The organism is Pseudomonas sp. UYIF39, from assembly GCF_029963765.1.
Taxonomy (GTDB): domain Bacteria; phylum Pseudomonadota; class Gammaproteobacteria; order Pseudomonadales; family Pseudomonadaceae; genus Aquipseudomonas.
This window is the reverse complement of sequence record NZ_JALBYU010000010.1, coordinates 129115-147009: the sequence shown is the minus strand read 5'-3', so window position 1 is coordinate 147009 and position 17895 is coordinate 129115. Positions and strand designations below refer to the sequence as shown.

Annotated in this window: 17 protein-coding genes; 11 read left to right on the top strand and 6 right to left on the bottom strand. The window is 58.2% G+C overall.

Translation table 11 applies throughout. The features are described from left to right. Positions 1–157: 157 nt before the first annotated feature. Positions 158–2479: a response regulator gene (locus MO767_RS16155; protein ID WP_282481312.1), complete on the top strand. Its 2322-nt coding sequence runs from the start codon at positions 158–160 to the stop codon at positions 2477–2479. Here MO767_RS16155 and MO767_RS16150 read toward each other — a convergent pair. From MO767_RS16150 to msrB, 3 genes are all read right to left on the bottom strand, one after another. Continuing rightward, positions 2463–2924, bottom strand: coding sequence for a MarR family transcriptional regulator (locus MO767_RS16150; protein ID WP_282481311.1), 462 nt, complete (start codon positions 2922–2924; stop codon positions 2463–2465). The genes MO767_RS16155 and MO767_RS16150 overlap by 17 nt on opposite strands. Next, on the bottom strand, positions 2921–3406 hold the full coding sequence (locus MO767_RS16145; protein ID WP_008002671.1) for a glutathione peroxidase: 486 nt from the start codon (positions 3404–3406) through the stop codon (positions 2921–2923). The genes MO767_RS16150 and MO767_RS16145 overlap by 4 nt, the downstream gene beginning before the upstream one ends. 103 nt (positions 3407–3509) lie before the next feature. Next, positions 3510–3905, bottom strand: a complete 396-nt coding sequence (gene msrB / locus MO767_RS16140) for a peptide-methionine (R)-S-oxide reductase MsrB (protein ID WP_282481310.1) — start codon at positions 3903–3905, stop codon at positions 3510–3512. A gap of 226 nt (positions 3906–4131) precedes the next feature. Here msrB and MO767_RS16135 point away from each other — a divergent pair, with 226 nt between their 5' ends. Next, a complete protein-coding gene (locus tag MO767_RS16135; protein ID WP_008145866.1) occupies positions 4132–5343 on the top strand; it encodes a pyridoxal phosphate-dependent aminotransferase in 1212 nt (403 codons plus the stop codon). 316 nt (positions 5344–5659) lie between these two features. Beyond that, the gene (gene htpX / locus MO767_RS16130) at positions 5660–6547 is read left to right on the top strand and encodes a protease HtpX (protein ID WP_282481309.1); all 888 of its coding nucleotides are present in this window, start codon (positions 5660–5662) and stop codon (positions 6545–6547) included. Between the two features lie 66 nt (positions 6548–6613). On the opposite strand, the gene MO767_RS16125 is transcribed toward htpX, so the two are convergent. Then, positions 6614–7267, bottom strand: coding sequence for a thiopurine S-methyltransferase (locus MO767_RS16125; protein WP_282481308.1), 654 nt, complete (start codon positions 7265–7267; stop codon positions 6614–6616). 103 nt (positions 7268–7370) lie between these two features. On the opposite strand from MO767_RS16125, the gene MO767_RS16120 reads away from it, so the two are divergent. Continuing rightward, the gene (locus MO767_RS16120) at positions 7371–8138 is read left to right on the top strand and encodes a class III extradiol ring-cleavage dioxygenase (RefSeq protein ID WP_282481307.1); all 768 of its coding nucleotides are present in this window, start codon (positions 7371–7373) and stop codon (positions 8136–8138) included. 32 nt (positions 8139–8170) lie between these two features. Here MO767_RS16120 and MO767_RS16115 read toward each other — a convergent pair whose 3' ends face one another. Further along, the gene (locus tag MO767_RS16115) at positions 8171–8884 is read right to left on the bottom strand and encodes a UTRA domain-containing protein (protein ID WP_008145862.1); all 714 of its coding nucleotides are present in this window, start codon (positions 8882–8884) and stop codon (positions 8171–8173) included. A gap of 348 nt (positions 8885–9232) precedes the next feature. On the opposite strand from MO767_RS16115, the gene MO767_RS16110 reads away from it, so the two are divergent. The 6 genes from MO767_RS16110 to MO767_RS16085 all read left to right on the top strand — a co-directional run bounded on the left by MO767_RS16110 (position 9233) and on the right by MO767_RS16085 (position 14595). Then, the gene (locus MO767_RS16110) at positions 9233–10300 is read left to right on the top strand and encodes an ABC transporter substrate-binding protein (protein ID WP_282481306.1); all 1068 of its coding nucleotides are present in this window, start codon (positions 9233–9235) and stop codon (positions 10298–10300) included. Between the two features lie 185 nt (positions 10301–10485). Further along, on the top strand, positions 10486–11292 hold the full coding sequence (locus tag MO767_RS16105; RefSeq protein WP_282481305.1) for an alkaline phosphatase family protein: 807 nt from the start codon (positions 10486–10488) through the stop codon (positions 11290–11292). Between the two features lie 5 nt (positions 11293–11297). Continuing rightward, positions 11298–12134, top strand: a complete 837-nt coding sequence (locus MO767_RS16100) for an ABC transporter permease subunit (protein WP_282481304.1) — start codon at positions 11298–11300, stop codon at positions 12132–12134. Next, on the top strand, positions 12121–12921 hold the full coding sequence (locus tag MO767_RS16095; protein ID WP_282481303.1) for an ABC transporter permease: 801 nt from the start codon (positions 12121–12123) through the stop codon (positions 12919–12921). The genes MO767_RS16100 and MO767_RS16095 overlap by 14 nt, the downstream gene beginning before the upstream one ends. Further along, the gene (locus MO767_RS16090) at positions 12918–13907 is read left to right on the top strand and encodes an ABC transporter ATP-binding protein (RefSeq protein WP_282481302.1); all 990 of its coding nucleotides are present in this window, start codon (positions 12918–12920) and stop codon (positions 13905–13907) included. The genes MO767_RS16095 and MO767_RS16090 overlap by 4 nt, the downstream gene beginning before the upstream one ends. 34 nt (positions 13908–13941) lie before the next feature. Continuing rightward, positions 13942–14595, top strand: a complete 654-nt coding sequence (locus tag MO767_RS16085) for an HAD family hydrolase (RefSeq protein ID WP_123368980.1) — start codon at positions 13942–13944, stop codon at positions 14593–14595. Between the two features lie 49 nt (positions 14596–14644). On the opposite strand, the gene MO767_RS16080 is transcribed toward MO767_RS16085, so the two are convergent. After that, on the bottom strand, positions 14645–15607 hold the full coding sequence (locus MO767_RS16080) for a zinc-binding dehydrogenase (protein WP_282481301.1): 963 nt from the start codon (positions 15605–15607) through the stop codon (positions 14645–14647). Between the two features lie 139 nt (positions 15608–15746). On the opposite strand from MO767_RS16080, the gene MO767_RS16075 reads away from it, so the two are divergent. Further along, positions 15747–17828 carry a carboxy terminal-processing peptidase gene (locus MO767_RS16075; RefSeq protein ID WP_282481300.1) on the top strand — a complete coding sequence of 694 codons (2082 nt, stop codon included), beginning with the start codon at positions 15747–15749 and terminating at the stop codon, positions 17826–17828. Positions 17829–17895: the final 67 nt, after the last annotated feature.

Here is a 17895-nt window from a genome sequence, read left to right as displayed (position 1 = left end):
TCGGGCACGTTCACAGTAATGATGGCGATACAGCGACGAAACACAGCGTTCGGTGTCCGGTTCATCCCTTTGTACAAGGGCACGCGAGAACATCGGTATCCATGCATGATCGACTATGCTTGAGCAGCGAAGGGAAACGGAAGTGGTTCAACACCCCATGGATATCAAGTTCACCAACCGGCTGTCCTACAAGCAAGCCCGGCTTACTGTGCTGGTCGGTTTCATTCTGGGCACGCTGCTCAGTCTGCTGCAAATTGGCATCGATTATGCCAGTGAAGACGCCTCCATCAACCGCGAAATCCTGTCTTTGCTGGAAATCAGCCATAACCCCGCGTCCCGTATCGCCTACAACATCGACGCCGAACTTGCTCAGGAACTGACCCTGGGCCTGTTGCGCTCGCCGGCGATCATCAGTGCGCAATTGACCGACAACAACAATACCGTGCTCGCCAGCGTCAAACGCCCAGGCGTGCAAAGCGGTTATCGGGTGATCAGTGACTTCCTGTTCGGCGCCAACCGACAGTTCGAAGACCGTCTCTACCTGGATCACTTGCCGACCGAATCCCTCGGCACCCTCAACCTGGACGTCGACACCTATTCATTCGGCAACCGGTTCCTGCGTCGGGCCGAGGTGACCCTGATCAATGGCTTCGCGCGCAGCCTGCTGCTGACTGGCATCCTGCTGGCGCTGTTCTACGTGATGCTGACCAAGCCGTTGGTTCGGGTCATCCGTGAACTCAGCAGTCGCGACCCGCGCAGCACGGAGTCGACGTCGCTGGAGTGTCCGACGGACCATGAAAACGATGAAATCGGTGTACTGGTCAAGGTTGCCAATCAACAATTCGAAAACATCGCCACCGAAATCCAGCAGCGACGCAACGCGGAAAACCGCCTGACCGACTACCTCGGGCAACTCGAGAACATCGTCTCGGCCCGCACCGCGGAACTCAAGGCGATCAACTCCCGGCTCAGCCAATCGAATGAGGAACTGGAAGTCGCCCGCAGCACCGCCCTGGACATGGCCGAAGCGCGCTCGGTGTTCCTGGCCAACATGAGCCACGAGATCCGCACGCCGCTCAACGGCCTGCTGGGGATGATCGCGCTTTCCCTGGACGGCCCGCTCAATGCCGAACAACAGCAACAGCTGTCCATCGCCCATGACTCGGGCAAAGTACTGGTGGAACTGCTCAACGATATTCTCGATCTGTCAAAGTTCGATGCCGGCCAACTGGAGCTCGAACATATTCCGTTCGACCTCGGCTCGCTGATCGAAGACACCGCCAACCTGCTATCGCAAAACGCCGCGCCGAGTGTCGAGCTGAGCTGCCTGATCGACCCGCACTTTCCAGCCCTGGTGCTCGGGGATCCGACCCGGGTCCGACAGATCGTCAGCAACCTCTTGTCCAACGCCCTCAAGTTCACCCGCTTCGGTCGCGTCGATGTGCGCCTGTCAACATTCGAGGACGGCGTCAGAATCGAAGTCTGCGACACCGGAATCGGTATCGCCCAGGACGCCCAGGTCAAGATCTTCCAGCCCTTCACGCAAGCGGGTGCCGGCATTACCCGGCAATTCGGCGGGACCGGGTTGGGCCTGGCACTGACCTACAACCTCTGCGAAGCCATGCAAGGGCGCCTCACCATCAGCTCGGAAGCAGGCTTCGGCAGCCAGTTCTGTGCGGATCTGCCGCTGCCCAGCCACACCCGCGCCCTTCCCCCGGCCTCTTTACAGGGCAAGGTCATCGCAATCACCGCCGCCAGCAGTGGTCTGGCAGAACTGTTGAACACTGTGTTGCCCGGCTGGGGGCTCGACTATGAGCAGCGTTCCATCGATGACTCGTTGCTGGGCCTGAACCCGGATGTACTGATTACCGATTGCCCCGAATGCCTGTTTGGCCTGCGCCCCTCGTGTACAGCCCCCATTCTGCTGGTCACCGCTTACGGCAGTTTCATGCCCAGCGAAGAAGCCCTCGCCCTCGCCCCTTTGCAACAACAGGCGCGGCCTCTGGCGCGCAACGCGCTGTACCAGACACTGCGGCGAACCCTGCAGCCGGAACTCAACACGATCAACGGTGCCCGGCTCGACGCCCTCTCCCCACTACGACGCGGACGCGTGCTGTTGGTGGAGGACAATCCGGTCAACCAATTGGTGGCCAAAGGGATGCTCGGAAAACTCGGTTGCGAGGTGATTGTCGCCGGTCACGGTGGTGAGGCGCTGGATCAGCTGGAGCACAGCGAATTCGATCTGGTGCTGATGGACTGCAACATGCCGGTGATGGACGGCTACGAGGCCAGTCGGCAAATCCGTCGCAGCGGACGCTGGCCACAGCTGCCCATCGTCGCCCTGACCGCCAACGCCATGTCCGAAGAGCGCGAACGCTGTCGTGCGGCAGGCATGAGCGATTACCTGGCAAAACCCTTCCGCCGGGAAGAGTTGGCGGCCCTGCTGGACTTGTGGGTCCCTACTACGACAGTGCTTTGATTTGCCACAAAAGATGATCAAGGCCATCGCGCAGATCATTCAGGCGATCCAGATCCACACCGCTGTCGCATAACAGACGGGCCTTGAGCGGCCCGACCTGATCGCGCAAAGCCTTGCCGGTTGGCGACAGGCTCAAGTGCACTTCACGCTCGTCCCGCGCCGAGCGCTGACGCTGAACCAGTTGCAGTTGCTCAAGACGCTTGAGCAACGGCGTCAGCGTGCCGGAATCCAGCGCCAGGCGTTCGCCCAACGCCTTGACCGTCGGTTGCTCAGGGGCCGCCTCCTGCCATTCCCACAGCACCAGCATCGCCAGATATTGCGGGTAGGTCAGGCCAAGCTGATCGAGCATCGGCTTGTAGGCGCGGATCACCGCCCGGGAAGCGGCGTACAGCTTGAAGCACAGTTGACTGTCGAGCTTCAGGGAATCGACTGACAAGGTGTTCATTTGAGCAGGGCTTCGATCTCGCGGGTCAGGTCCTGCGGCTTGGTCGCGGGGGCGAAGCGCTTGACCAGCTGGCCATCCTTGCCGATCAGAAACTTGGTGAAGTTCCACTTGATGCCCTGGGAACCCAGCACACCCGGTGCGCGTTTTTTCAGTTGAACGAACAACGGATGGGCGCCGGCGCCATTGACTTCAATCTTTTTGAACAGCGGAAAACTGACGCCGAAGTTCAACTCGCAGAACTCGGAAATCGCCCCTTCGTTGCCTGGCTCTTGCTTGCCGAACTGGTTACACGGAAAGCCCAGCACCACCAGACCTTGATCCTTGTAGGTCTGCCACAACTCTTCAAGGCCTTTGTACTGCGGGGTGAAGCCGCATTTGCTCGCGGTATTGACCACCAACACGGCCTTGCCGGCGAAATCCGCCAGGGTCTTTTGCTCACCCTTGATGGTGGTACAAGGGATGCTCAGCAGGTTGTCGCTCATGGTTCGGACTCTAAATGAGGGAAGATGAGACAAACATAGCGAGCAATTGAATTGTGTGCAATTTAATAATCCGATGAGCGATCAATGGATCGCTCCCGGCTTCTTACCCGCGCGGCATCAGGTCCAGGCACACCGAGTTGATGCAGTAACGCAGGCCGGTCGGCGGCGGGCCGTCCGGGAACACGTGCCCCAAGTGCGCATCGCATTTGGCGCACACCACTTCAGTGCGGATCATTCCGTGGCTGACGTCACGGATTTCGACCATGGCGCTGTCGCCGATCGGTGCATAAAAGCTCGGCCAGCCGCAGCCGGAGTCGAATTTGGTTTTGGAGTCGAACAGTGGCTCGTTGCAGCAGATACAGTGGTAAACACCATCGATCTTGCTGTCGTTATATTTGCCGGAGAACGGCCGTTCGGTGCCTTTAAGGCGGCAAACGTTGTACTGCTCCGGATCGAGCATCGCCCGCCATTCTTCCAGGGTTTTTTCCAACTTTTCCATCATCACACCTCAGCAGCTGAAAAAGCCCGATCTGTACCTTTTCCACGGATCGGGCGGCACGTATGATTGCGCCTCGTCAAACGCCAGTCTGGCAGCCAGACCACGCGCATTCAAACGGATTTATGGATGCTGCCTCTCAAGGCGTCAGGCCTGTGTGAATACGCAGGATTCCCAGTACGGTCGTTCATACGCCGCCTGGATCGTTCATTTTCAGGAACACATCGCCATGCAGGTCAGCAAATCGAACAAGCTCGCCAACGTCTGCTACGACATTCGCGGCCCAGTGCTCAAGCACGCCAAACGCCTGGAAGAGGAAGGTCATCGCATCCTCAAGCTGAACATCGGCAACCCGGCGCCTTTTGGTTTCGAAGCGCCGGATGAAATCCTTCAGGACGTCATCCGTAACCTGCCGACTGCTCAAGGCTACAGCGATTCCAAAGGTCTGTTCAGCGCCCGCAAAGCCGTGATGCAGTACTACCAGCAAAAGCAGGTAGAAGGCGTCGGCATTGAAGACATCTATTTGGGCAACGGCGTTTCCGAGCTGATCGTGATGTCGCTGCAGGCCCTGCTCAACAACGGCGACGAAGTGCTGGTGCCGGCCCCGGACTACCCGCTGTGGACCGCCGCGGTGAGCCTGTCGGGCGGCAACCCGGTGCATTACCTGTGCGACGAGCAGGCCAACTGGTGGCCGGATCTGGCCGACATCAAGGCCAAGATCACCCCGAACACCAAAGCACTGGTGATCATCAACCCGAACAACCCCACCGGCGCGGTGTATTCGAAAGAAGTCCTGCTGGGCATGCTGGAGTTGGCTCGTCAGCACAACCTGGTGGTTTTTTCCGACGAAATCTACGACAAGATTCTGTACGACGATGCCGTGCACATCTGCACGGCTTCCCTGGCGCCAGACCTGCTGTGCCTGACGTTCAACGGTCTGTCCAAGTCTTATCGCGTCGCGGGTTTCCGTTCCGGCTGGATCGCCATTTCAGGCCCTAAACACCACGCACAGAGCTACATCGAAGGCATCGACATGCTGGCGAACATGCGCCTGTGTGCCAACGTGCCGAGCCAGCATGCGATCCAGACCGCCCTCGGCGGCTACCAAAGCATCAATGATCTGGTATTGCCCAACGGACGACTGTTGGAACAGCGCAATCGCACCTGGGAACTGCTCAACGACATTCCCGGCGTGAGCTGCGTCAAGCCAATGGGCGCGCTGTATGCGTTCCCACGGATCGACCCGAAAGTCTGCCCGATCCACAACGACGAGAAATTCGTGCTCGACCTGCTGCTGTCGGAGAAGCTGCTGGTAGTTCAAGGCACGGCCTTCAACTGGCCATGGCCGGACCATTTCCGTGTGGTGACCCTGCCGCGCGTGGACGAGCTGGACATGGCCATCGGACGTATCGGCAACTTCCTCAAGTCCTATCGCCAGTAACCTGCCTGTCACCGTGCGACGCTTGCGCAAGTCGCACGGTGATTGATTCAGCAACATTTCTTTGCGCCCTGCCGAACATCGCTTCTTCAATCGCTGACTGATGACTCGTTGCGTGCTCGCGTCTAACAACGGCGGGGCTTACGACGTTAATTGGCTGACAAACGCTTCCCGCATCGACGTCGGAAATGCCCTTCAAGCAGCTAGACTGTTGCCGTAGGACACAGTTTGAAATAGTCACCTGGTTGAATAGCCCGGGTCAGCACCTTATATACCCCGCAGTACGCTACATCTTTAGCATGAGGAGATTTCTACAACCATGATGCGCATCCTGCTGTTTTTGGCCACTAACCTGGCGGTCGTGCTGATTGCCAGCATCACCCTGAGCCTTTTCGGCTTCAACGGGTTCATGGCGGCCAACGGGGTTGATCTCAACCTCAATCAGCTGCTGATTTTCTGTGCGGTCTTTGGTTTCGCCGGTTCGCTGTTCTCGCTGTTCATCTCCAAGTGGATGGCGAAGATGAGCACCAGCACCCAAATCATCAGCCAGCCGCGCACACGTCACGAGCAATGGCTGCTGCAAACCGTCGAGCAATTGTCCCGGGAAGCCGGGATCAAGATGCCCGAAGTCGGTATTTTCCCGGCCTACGAGGCGAACGCCTTTGCCACCGGCTGGAACAAGAACGACGCGTTGGTCGCGGTCAGCCAGGGATTGCTCGAGCGTTTCTCGCCTGATGAAGTGAAGGCCGTTCTGGCCCACGAAATCGGCCACGTAGCCAATGGCGACATGGTCACCCTGGCGTTGGTTCAGGGCGTGGTGAACACCTTTGTGATGTTCTTCGCACGGATCATCGGCAACTTTGTCGACAAGGTGATCTTCAAGAACGAAGAAGGCCAGGGCATCGCCTACTACGTGGCAACCATCTTTGCCGAACTGGTCCTGGGCATTCTGGCCAGCGCCATCGTCATGTGGTTCTCGCGTAAACGCGAATTCCGTGCAGACGAAGCCGGTGCACGTCTGGCCGGCACCGCCGCAATGATCGGCGCCCTGCAACGCTTGCGTTCGGAACAGGGGCTGCCGGTGCACATGCCGGACACCCTGACTGCTTTCGGCATCAATGGTGGCATCAAACAGGGGTTCGCCCGCATGTTCATGAGCCACCCGCCGCTGGAAGAGCGTATCGACGCTCTGCGTCGTCGGGGCTGATAGCTCTGCGGTGATACAAAAAGGGGCGATCATCTGATCGCCCCTTTTTTGTGCCTTGCTGTTCCATCAACTCATCAAGCGATAAATCCGCTCTTCAAGTCGTGTAACACCGCTTTCCAGGAACTTCCAGCTTTCGCCCAGAACGTCCTGGTCCTCCAGAATCTTCAACTCCCACGAAGCACCGAACAACCGTTGCACTTCGTCATCCAGCACTGCAAAGGGCGGCCCCTCCATTTGCGCCTGGTCGTAATCCAGGGTAATCAGCAGCCCCAGCGAATCCTTCGGCAAAATACGCTTCAGATGCTCGGCGTATTGCTCGCGCATCTTCGGTGGCAAGGCGATCAACGCAGCGCGGTCGTATAGCGCACTGCAATCGGCGACATCGCCGGCCGTCAGCGCGAAGAAATCACCACACCAAATCTCGATCGAACCCGCCCGATAGACAGTGAAGGGGCCTTGATCGCTGACGTCGGGATCAAACTGATGCTCGTGAAAAAAGTCTTCCACCGCTTTTTCCGACAATTCGACACCCAGCACCTCGTGACCGCATTTCGCCAGCCACAGCAGATCCAGGCTTTTCCCGCATAACGGCACCAGTACGCGCGCGCCCTCTTCCAGGCCCAGCTGCGGCCAGTACCGTTGCAGATATGGATTCACTTCCGGCAGGTGGAAGCCGATCTGATTCGACGTCCACCGCTTGTGCCAAAACTCCGGCTGCATAATTAATCCCGAAAATTCGATCAAAAGACCCTAAAACTTATATTAGATTTAGATCAATGATCTGACTGAAGATGATGCCATCTTACCCCTCAGGAGCTCATTCATGTTCCCCAGCCTGTACATATCCCATGGTTCGCCCATGTTGGCACTGGAACCGGGCGCCAGCGGACCGGCCCTCGCTCGCCTGGCCGCAGAATTGCCGAAACCCAAAGCCATCGTAATTGTTTCTGCGCATTGGGAAAGCAATGAGTTGCTCGTCAGCGGCAATCCCCAGCCTGAAACCTGGCATGACTTCGGCGGCTTTCCGCAGGCGCTGTTCGACGTGCAATACCCGGCGCCCGGCAATCCACAATTGGCCGCAGAGGTTGTCGAACTGCTGAAGAGCGATGGCCTGCCCGCACGCATCGATGCCAAGCGGCCGTTCGACCACGGAGTTTGGGTGCCGCTGTCATTGATGTATCCACATGCCGACATTCCCGTGGTGCAAGTCTCGCTACCCACCCGCGGTGGCCCGGCCCTGCAGACCCGCGTCGGTCATGCCCTGACCAGTCTGCGCGAACACGGCGTGCTGCTGATTGGTTCCGGGAGCATCACCCACAACCTGCGTGAACTGGACTGGCACGCCGGCACAGAACGCGTCGAACCCTGGGCCCAGACATTTCGTGACTGGATGATCGAAAAACTCGCTGCCAACGACGAAACCGCGTTGCACGATTACCGTCAGCAAGCACCGAATGCCGTGCGCAACCATCCCAGTGATGAACATTTGTTGCCTTTGTATTTTGCCCGCGGCGCCGGAGGACATTTCAGCGTGACCCACAAGGGCTTCACCATGGGGGCCTTGGGCATGGACATTTATCGCTTCGGATAACGTAAAGAACTCACAGTTTGTGGCGGCCAGGCTCAGACCACATCAACCCCGACATGAATCGCATCGTGCCGCCAAAACTCCAGATCACAATCGATCAACCGCTCATGCTGATCGTAATTGACCCGAGCGATGCGCAACCCCGGACTCCCCACCGACACCCGTAAAGCTGCCGCCGCATCGACCGACAACGCCGTCGGCACAATCTCGAAACGCACCCGCCCGTAGTGCAAATCGTAATGCCGCGCGTACAACTCGGTAATCGACTGATTCAAATCGAAATCCAGAATCCCCGGGAAAAACTGCGGATTCAAATAGTGCTCCACATACAACACCAGCCGCTCATCAATCCGCCGTGCCCGGCAAATCTGAATCACGCTCGACAACGCCGGCAACTGCAACCAGGCACAGACCGCCGCCGACGCCGGTTGCAGCCTCGCTGAAATCACCTCGGTGGACGGCACCCGCCCCTGCGCACTGACCATCGCGTGAAAGTGACTGCGCTGCATCAGGTTATAGGCCAGGCGCGGTGGCGACACGAACCAGCCACGGCGCTCCTCCCGATAAATCTGCCCCTGGGCTTCCAGTTGCAACAACGCTTCTCGCACGGTGATCCGCGTGGTCCCGAACAACTCACTGAGCTTGCGCTCGGCCGGCAGTTTGCTCCCGGGCGCCAACAGGCCATGGTCGAGCTGTTCCTGCAGAACCTGCCCGATGGCTGTCACCGCTTTGGTTGTCTCGATGCGCATCAACGTTACCTATCTGGACTAGACCAGCACTGTTTCGGGGCGGAACCGAGATTCAAACCGGTTCCCTCAACTCCCGACAAGCCTAGGCACTGCACATGACTGACAGATGACAAAGCCGCCGAACGGTTGATCCAGACGCCTGCAATTTCACGGCCAAGTCCTTTTATATCAGCCTATTAGCCATGGTCTACGCTTACTCCGAAGCCTGAGTATTGCCGCTCAAAAAATATAGGCCGACCGATCGTCGACATCAAAATGTCATCAGCGGCGCCTAAATTGGCTCAGGTATTGCTGACCTAGACCAACACAACCGCAATCGCAGCGTTGAAAACGCCCAAGGAGCTTCGGATGAAACAGCTTTTCCTGGCCTCACTGTTAGGCTCGACCATTGCCATGTGTACCGCCGCAATGGCGGCTGATAGCGATTTGAAAACCCTGGAAGCCGCAGCGAAAGCGGAAGGTGAGGTCAACAGCGTCGGCATGCCCGACAACTGGGCCAACTGGAAAGGCACCTGGGATGACCTGGCCAAGAACTACGGCCTGAAACACATCGACACCGACATGAGCTCGGCCCAGGAAATCGCCAAGTTCAAAGCTGAAAAAGACAACGCCAGCGCCGACATCGGCGACGTCGGTGCAGCCTTTGGCCCGATTGCTATCAAGCAAGAGGTTTCGCAGCCTTACAAGCCGAGCACCTGGGATCAGGTTCCAGACTGGGCCAAAGACAAAGATGGCCATTGGGCTCTGGCCTATACCGGTTCCATTGCGTTCATCATCAACAACAAACTGCTGCACGGTTCTGACGCCCCCAAAAGCTGGGCTGATCTTGAGAAGGGCAAGTACAAGGTCACCATCGGTGACGTGAGCACTTCCGCCCAGGCCATCAACGGCGTGCTGGCAGCGGCGCTCTCCAAGGGGGGCGACGAAAAGAACATTGAACCGGGTCTGCTGTTCTTCGCCGAACTCGCCAAACAAAAACGCCTATCAATGACGGATCCAACGATTGCCAGCATGGAAAAGGGTGAAGTCGAAGTCGGCGTGGTCTGGGACTTCAACGGCCTGAGCTACAAGGCCAAAATGGTGAATCCGGATGACTACACTGTCGTGATTCCATCCGATGGCTCGGTGATCTCCGGTTACACCACCATCATCAACAAATACGCCAAGCACCCGAACGCCGCCAAACTGGCGCGCGAGTACATCTTCAGCGATGCAGGCCAGACCAATCTGGCGCGCGGCAACGCTCGTCCGATCCGTGCCGATCACCTGACCCTGCCGGCAGATGTACAGGCCAACCTGTTGCCTAACGAGCAGTACAAGCACGTAACGCCGATCAAGGACGCCGACGCCTGGGAGAAGACCTCCAAGTCCGTTCCTCAGAAGTGGCAGGAAGTCGTCATCATCGAGATGCAGTGACGCGGTAAATCCCCACTTTCGGGATTTGGTGGAGATCCCTGTGGCAGCGAGCTTGCTCGCGATGGCGGCAGGTCAGTCAACTTCTATGTTGAAGGCCAGTGCGCTATCGCGAGCAAGCTCGCTCCCACAGTGGATTGAGTTGATTTCGAGACCTCTGATTTCTGTTTTGCGGAGTTCCAGCCCCTATGAAGCACAACGTCATCCTTGTCGTACTCGACGGCCTCAATTACGAGGTTGCCCGACACGCCATGGGGCACCTGCAGGCTTACGTTGGCGCAGGACGCGCGGCGCTCTACAAACTGGAGTGCGAACTGCCGGCGCTGTCCCGACCACTTTACGAATGCATCCTGACCGGCGTCCCGCCGATCGACAGTGGCATCGTCCACAACAATGTTTCGCGCCTGTCCAACCAGCGCAGCATTTATCACTACGCCAGCGATGCAGGCCTCACAACCGCCGCCGCGGCCTATCACTGGGTCAGCGAGCTGTATAACAACTCGCCCTTCGTTGCCGCACGGGATCGTCACACCGACGACCCGGACCTGCCAATCCAGCACGGTCATTTCTACTGGAACGATCACTACCCGGACTCGCACCTGTTCGCCGACGCCGAAAACCTGCGCCTGCGTCATGCGCCAAACTTTTTACTGGTCCACCCCATGAACATCGACGACGCCGGGCACAAGCACGGCCTCGACACCCCGCAATACCGCAACAGCGCCCGCTCGGCCGACATTATTCTGGCCGATTATCTGCAAACCTGGCTCGACGCCGGGTATCAGGTGCTGGTGACCGCCGACCATGGCATGAACAACGACCGCTCCCACAACGGCCTGCTGCCGGAAGAACGCGAAGTGCCGTTGTTCGTCTTCGGCGATGCCTTCAGCTTCAACGCCAGCGCCGCACCGAAACAGACTGAAATCTGCGGCACCGTCTGCGAACTGCTGGGTGTGGCCCACGACAAACCAGTCTGCCGGGAGCTCCTCAAGTGAATGCCATGACTCGCGAAAAACGGCTGGCGGTGCTGTGCCTGGTGCCCTTCGCGCTGTTCTTTATCGTGTTCGAGATCGCCCCGTTGAGCTGGGTAATGATCAACAGTCTGCAGTCGGAAGAGTTCGGCTGGGGCATCGCCAACTTCACCAAAATCTTCAACTCGAAGTTCTATCTGCAGGCGATCCAGCTCAGTCTCGAGATCAGTTTCTGGTCCAGTGTGTTCGGGATCATCATCGCGGTGCTCGGCGCCTACTCCCTGCGCCGTGTCGACTCGAAACTGCGCAACTTCGTCAACGCCTTCGCCAACATGACCAGCAACTTTGCCGGTGTGCCTTTGGCTTTCGCGTTCATCATCCTGCTGGGCTTCAACGGCAGCTTCACCCTCATGCTCAAGCAGGCCGGGATCATTCAGGACTTCAACCTGTATTCGAAAACCGGGCTGATCATTCTCTATACCTACTTCCAGATTCCGTTGGGCGTATTGCTGCTCTACCCGGCCTTTGATGCCCTGCGCGAAGACTGGCGTGAGTCCGCTGAGTTGCTCGGCGCCAACGGCTGGCAGTTCTGGCTGCACATCGGATTGCCAGTGCTGACACCCGCGCTGCTTGGCACCTTCGTGATCCTGCTGGCCAACGCCCTCGGCGCGTACGCCACGGTGTACGCCCTGACTACCGGCAACTTCAACGTGCTGCCAATCCGTATCGCAGCGATGGTTTCCGGCGACATTTCCCTGGACCCGAACATGGCCAGCGCCTTGGCCGTGGTGCTGGTGGCGTTGATGACCCTGGTGACCATCGTGCATCAGCTGCTGTTGAAGAGGAGCTACCATGTCTCGCGCTGAACTGGGCCCCGCCGGTGTCTACCACCGGGTCGCGGTCTACCTGCTGTTTGCCATTCTGCTGTTACCGCTGATTGGAACGTTGATTTACTCGATCTCCAGCAGTTGGTCGGCAACTATTTTGCCCAGCGGCTTCACTATCAAATGGTATGCGCAGCTGTGGAGTGATCCACGATTTCTCCATGCGTTCGGTCAATCGCTTCTGGTCTGCGTCGGCGCACTGATTTTGTCGGTGGTTTTGATTCTGCCATTGCTGTTTGTGGTGCATTACCACTTCCCGAAACTCGATGCGTTGATGAACATCCTGATCCTGCTGCCCTTCGCGGTGCCGCCGGTGGTGTCGTCGGTGGGGCTGTTGCAGCTTTACGGCTCCGGGCCGTTCGCGATGGTCGGGACGCCGTGGATTCTGATCGGTTGCTACTTCACCGTGGCGCTGCCGTTCATGTACCGGGCAATCACCAACAACCTGCAAGCGATCAACCTGCGCGACCTGATGGACGCTGCCCAACTGCTCGGCGCCAGCACCTGGCAAGCGGCGTTCCTGGTGGTGCTGCCCAACTTGCGCAAAGGTTTGATGGTGGCGTTGCTGCTGTCGTTCTCGTTCCTGTTCGGTGAGTTCGTGTTCGCCAACATCCTCGTCGGGACCCGCTACGAAACCTTGCAGGTCTACCTCAACAACATGCGCAACAGCAGCGGCCACTTCACCAGCGCGCTGGTGATTTCCTATTTCTTCTTTGTGCTGGTTCTGACCTGGGCGGCCAATATTTTGAACAAGGACAAAAGCCAATGAGCTTCGTCAGCGTCCAACATCTACAGAAAAGCTACGCGGGCACCGCAGTGTTCAGCGACATCAACTGTGAAATCCAGAAGGGTGAGTTCGTCACCCTTCTCGGCCCGTCCGGTTGCGGCAAGTCCACACTGCTTCGCTGCATCGCCGGGCTGACCTCGGTGGATGGCGGCAAAATCCTGCTCGACGGCCAGGACCTCGTTCCGTTGAGCCCGCAGAAACGCGGGATTGGCATGGTGTTCCAGAGCTACGCGCTGTTTCCGAACATGACCGTTGAGCAGAACGTCGCCTTTGGATTGCGCATGCAGAAAGTCAACGCCGACGACAGCCGCAAGCGCGTTGCCGAAATACTGAAACTGGTGGAACTCAACGACTTTGCCGCGCGTTATCCGCATCAACTGTCCGGCGGCCAATGCCAGCGAGTCGCCCTCGCCCGCTCGTTGGTGACCCGGCCTCGTCTGTTGCTGCTGGATGAACCGCTGTCGGCCCTCGACGCGCGGATTCGCAAGCACTTGCGCGAGCAGATCCGTCAGATCCAGCGCGAACTCGGCTTGACCACGATCTTCGTCACTCACGATCAGGAAGAAGCCCTGACCATGTCCGACCGGATTTTCTTGATGAATCAGGGAAAGATCGTACAAAGCGGTGACGCCCAGACCCTTTACACCGCCCCTATCGACTTCTTTGCCGCAGGTTTCATCGGCAACTACAACCTGCTGGACGCCGACAGCGCCACAAAACTGCTGCAGCGACCGATTAACCACCGCATCGCGATTCGTCCGGAAGCCATCGAACTGAGCCTGAACGGCGAACTCGACGCACAAATCCGCAGCCACAGCCTGTTGGGCAACGTGATTCGCTACCGGGTCGAAGCCCGGGGCGTGGAATTGGTGGTGGATGTGCTGAACCGCTCGGCGGCCGATCTGCATCCCGATGGTCAGCGTCTGGCGCTTTCCATCGATCCGACGGCCCTGTGTGAGGTAGCCTGATGACTTTGCTGATGTTGAAGAGAGAATCGCACTGATGGCCCTGGCAATTTTTGATCTGGACGAAACCCTGATCCACGGCGACTGCGCCACCCTTTGGAGCGAGCAAATGGGCCGCCTGGGATGGGTCGATCCCGAGTCGTTCATGCGTCAGAACAACGAACTGATGGACGCCTACAGCCACGGCAAGCTGCGCATGGAGGAGTACATGACCTTCAGCCTGGAGCCGATGATCGGGCGCACGCCGGAAGAGGTCGACCATTTGGTCGGGCCTTGGGTGGAAGACTTCATCGAGCCGATCATTTTCAGTGACGCCACCAAAGCCATTGCGGCCCATCGCAAGGCCGGCGACCGGATTTTGGTGATCTCGGCGTCCGGCACGCATCTGGTGAGGCCAATCGCCGATCGTTTGGGCATTGACGAGATTCTCGGCATCGAGCTGGAAGTGGCACATGGGGTTTATAGCGGCCACACCGTTGGCACGCTGACCTACCGCGAAGGCAAGATCACGCGTTTGCTGGAGTGGCTGGATGCGGAAGAGGAAAATCTGGAGGGCGCGAGTTTCTACTCAGACTCGCGCAATGATTTGCCGCTGTTGCTGAAGGTTGATTTTCCGCATGTAGTGAATCCGGATCCGGTGCTACTTGAGCACGCCGAAAAGGCCGGCTGGCCGATCCATATCTGGAAGTAGCCGAAAATCAATGTGGGAGCAGGCCGGACCAAGCCCGCTCCCACAGGGATCAAACCAGGCTTTCGTCGATCACCAACACCAACTTTCCCGACACCTTATTAGTCGCCAACTCCGCAAACGCCGCTTCGGCATCCTTGATCGGAAAGGTCTTGGCCAATTGCGGGCTCAAACGCCCTTCGGAAAACAGCGGCCAGACATGTTGGCTGAGATCACTGAACAGATCCGCCTTGAACTGCTCGTCGCGACTGCGCAAAGTCGAACCCAGCAGTTGCACGCGCTTGGCCAGAACCTGCGCCAGATCCAGCTGCGCCTCACGCCCCCCCATCAGGCCGATCAGCACCCAACGACCATCGCGCGCCAGCAGTTTCAGATTCAACGCGGCGTAGTTACCGCCAACCGGGTCGAGAATCACATCGAACGGCCCCAGGTCGCTCAAGCTGTCCAGATCCCCGTTGCGCACGACCCCACCTTGGGCCCCCAGCGCCTCGCAGTAAGCCAGACGTTCGGCGGAACCGACACTGACCCAACACGGGTTACCAAACGCCTTGCACAGCTGAATGGCAGCTGAACCGATTCCACTTGCTCCGGCGTGCAGAAGAACTTTCTCACCCGGCTTGAGCGCAGCCAGTTGAAACAAATTCAGCCAAACGGTCGCATACACTTCTGGCAGCGCTGCCGCCTCCGCCAGGGACAAACCTTCGGGAACCGGCAACACATGCCGTCCGTCGACAACTACCTCCTCGGCCATCCCGCCCCCGGCCAGCAAGGCGCAGACTCGATCCCCGACTTGCCAGGACGAGCCCGCCCCCACCTCGCTGATCACCCCCGAACACTCAAGACCCAGTACCTGACTGGCTCCCGGCGGTGGCGGATAAAGACCCGCCTTCTGTAACAAATCGGCGCGATTGAGACCCGCAGCCGCCACTCGAATCCGAACTTGTCCTACATCACATGTAGGACTGGGCTCTTCCACCCACTCCACTTGACCTTCAACGCCTTGCAATGCTTTCACAGTGCCTCCATAGTGAGTCTGGACTGAGCCCGTAGTTGTAGCGCCGGGCTTTCTTGCATTATGCGACCGGCCCTTGTGGAACCGGCGACTTCAAAGACGGCCTAATATGCGTGATCAATTGTCCCCGCGTCGAATCAGCATGAAGCATTTTTTCCCCAGCACCGCCCTAGCCCTATTCATCGGCATCGGCCTGTTGCCGATATCGACCAATTCGTTTGCAGCCAATAGCTGGGACAAGCTTCAGCCTGATCGTGACGAAGTGATCGCCAGCCTGAACGTCGTCGAGTTGCTCAAGCGCCATCACTACAGTAAGCCACCGCTCGATGACGCGCGCTCCGCGATCATTTATGACAGCTACCTCAAACTGTTGGACCCGTCGCGCAGCTACTTCATGGCCAGCGACATTGCCGAATTCGACAAGTGGAAAACCCAGTTTGACGACTTCCTCAAAAGCGGCGACCTGAATGCCGGGTTCACCATCTACAAGCGCTACCTGGACCGCGTCAAAGCGCGTCTGGACTTCGCCCTTGCAGAGTTGAACAAAGGCGTCGACAAGATCGACTTCACCACCAAGGAAACCTTGCTGATCGATCGCAAGGACGCCCCTTGGCTCAAGTCCACCGCAGAACTTGACGACCTGTGGCGCAAACGCGTCAAGGACGAAGTGCTGCGGCAGAAGATCGCGGGCAAGGACTCCAAACAGATTCAGGAAACTCTGACCAAGCGCTACAAGAACCAATTGGCGCGCCTGGACCAGACCCGTCCGGAAGACATCTTCCAGGCGTACATCAACACCTTCGCCATGTCCTACGACCCGCACACCAACTATCTGTCACCGGATAACGCGGAGAACTTCGACATCAACATGAGCCTGTCCCTCGAGGGCATTGGCGCCGTGTTGCAGAGCGACAACGACCAGGTGAAAGTCGTGCGTCTGGTGCCTGCCGGCCCGGCCGACAAGACCAAACAAGTCGCACCGGCCGACAAGATCATCGGCGTTGCCCAGGGCAACAAAGAAATGGTCGACGTGGTCGGCTGGCGCCTGGACGAAGTGGTCAAGCTGATCCGCGGGCCGAAAGGCACCGTGGTGCGCCTGGAAGTGATCCCGGCCAGCAATGCGCCGAACGACCAGACCAGCAAGATCGTCCCGATCACCCGCGAAGCGGTGAAGCTTGAAGACCAGGCGGTGAAGAAGTCGGTCCTCAACCTGAAACAGGACGGCAAGGACTACAAGCTCGGCGTCATCGAGATCCCGGCCTTCTACCTGGACTTCAAGGCCTTCCGTGCTGGCGATCCGGACTACAAGAGCACCACTCGCGACGTCAAGAAGCTGCTGACCGAGTTGCAGAAAGACAAGGTCGACGGCGTGGTCATCGACCTGCGCAACAACGGCGGCGGTTCCCTGCAGGAAGCCACCGAGCTGACCAGTCTGTTCATTGACAAAGGTCCGACCGTTCTCGTGCGTAATGCCGATGGCCGGGTCGATGTGCTGGAAGACGAGAACCCGGGTGCCTTCTACAAAGGGCCGATGGCGTTGCTGGTCAACCGCTTGTCTGCCTCGGCTTCGGAGATTTTTGCCGGCGCCATGCAGGACTATCACCGCGCGTTGATCATTGGCGGCCAGACATTCGGTAAAGGCACAGTGCAGACTATTCAGCCGCTGAACCATGGCGAACTGAAACTGACCCTGGCCAAGTTCTATCGGGTTTCCGGCCAGAGCACCCAGCATCAGGGCGTACTGCCAGACATCGATTACCCGTCGATCATCGACACCAAGGAAATAGGCGAAAGCGCACTGCCTGAAGCCATGCCGTGGGACACCATCCGCGCGGCCATCAAGCCTGCAGTAGACCCGTTCAAGCCGTACATTTCGCAGCTCAAATCCGAGCATGACGTACGTTCGGCCAAAGACGCGGAGTTCGTATTCATCCGCGACAAACTGGCCCTGGCGCAGAAACTGATGGCGGAAAAAACCGTCAGCCTCAATGAAGCTGATCGTCGTGCACAACACACCGATATCGAAGCCAAGCAACTTGCCATGGAAAACATCCGTCGCAAGGCCAAGGGCGAAGAGCCGCTCAAAGAGCTGAAAAAAGAAGACGAAGACGCGATCGCGGCCGAGCCAGACAAGACCAAACCAGAAGACGATGCCTACCTGAGTGAGACCGGGCGGATTCTGTTGGACTACCTGAAACTCAATACCGCGGTAGCCAAGCACTAAGTTGTTACAAGCAAGATGATGGCAATTTAATGCTGACGCTCTCCGGAGCGTCATCATACAGTCATCA

Coding starts and splice junctions, on each gene's coding strand:
- MO767_RS16095 (WP_282481303.1), top strand. CDS start 12,121: ATGTCTCGCGCTGAACTGGGCCCCGCCGGTGTCTACCACCGGGTCGCG.
- MO767_RS16090 (WP_282481302.1), top strand. CDS start 12,918: ATGAGCTTCGTCAGCGTCCAACATCTACAGAAAAGCTACGCGGGCACC.
- MO767_RS16075 (WP_282481300.1), top strand. CDS start 15,747: ATGAAGCATTTTTTCCCCAGCACCGCCCTAGCCCTATTCATCGGCATC.
- htpX (WP_282481309.1), top strand. CDS start 5,660: ATGATGCGCATCCTGCTGTTTTTGGCCACTAACCTGGCGGTCGTGCTG.
- MO767_RS16120 (WP_282481307.1), top strand. CDS start 7,371: ATGTTCCCCAGCCTGTACATATCCCATGGTTCGCCCATGTTGGCACTG.
- MO767_RS16115 (WP_008145862.1), bottom strand. CDS start 8,884: ATGCGCATCGAGACAACCAAAGCGGTGACAGCCATCGGGCAGGTTCTG.
- MO767_RS16150 (WP_282481311.1), bottom strand. CDS start 2,924: ATGAACACCTTGTCAGTCGATTCCCTGAAGCTCGACAGTCAACTGTGC.
- MO767_RS16105 (WP_282481305.1), top strand. CDS start 10,486: ATGAAGCACAACGTCATCCTTGTCGTACTCGACGGCCTCAATTACGAG.
- MO767_RS16125 (WP_282481308.1), bottom strand. CDS start 7,267: ATGCAGCCGGAGTTTTGGCACAAGCGGTGGACGTCGAATCAGATCGGC.
- msrB (WP_282481310.1), bottom strand. CDS start 3,905: ATGGAAAAGTTGGAAAAAACCCTGGAAGAATGGCGGGCGATGCTCGAT.
- MO767_RS16155 (WP_282481312.1), top strand. CDS start 158: ATGGATATCAAGTTCACCAACCGGCTGTCCTACAAGCAAGCCCGGCTT.
- MO767_RS16135 (WP_008145866.1), top strand. CDS start 4,132: ATGCAGGTCAGCAAATCGAACAAGCTCGCCAACGTCTGCTACGACATT.
- MO767_RS16110 (WP_282481306.1), top strand. CDS start 9,233: ATGAAACAGCTTTTCCTGGCCTCACTGTTAGGCTCGACCATTGCCATG.
- MO767_RS16145 (WP_008002671.1), bottom strand. CDS start 3,406: ATGAGCGACAACCTGCTGAGCATCCCTTGTACCACCATCAAGGGTGAG.
- MO767_RS16100 (WP_282481304.1), top strand. CDS start 11,298: ATGACTCGCGAAAAACGGCTGGCGGTGCTGTGCCTGGTGCCCTTCGCG.
- MO767_RS16085 (WP_123368980.1), top strand. CDS start 13,942: ATGGCCCTGGCAATTTTTGATCTGGACGAAACCCTGATCCACGGCGAC.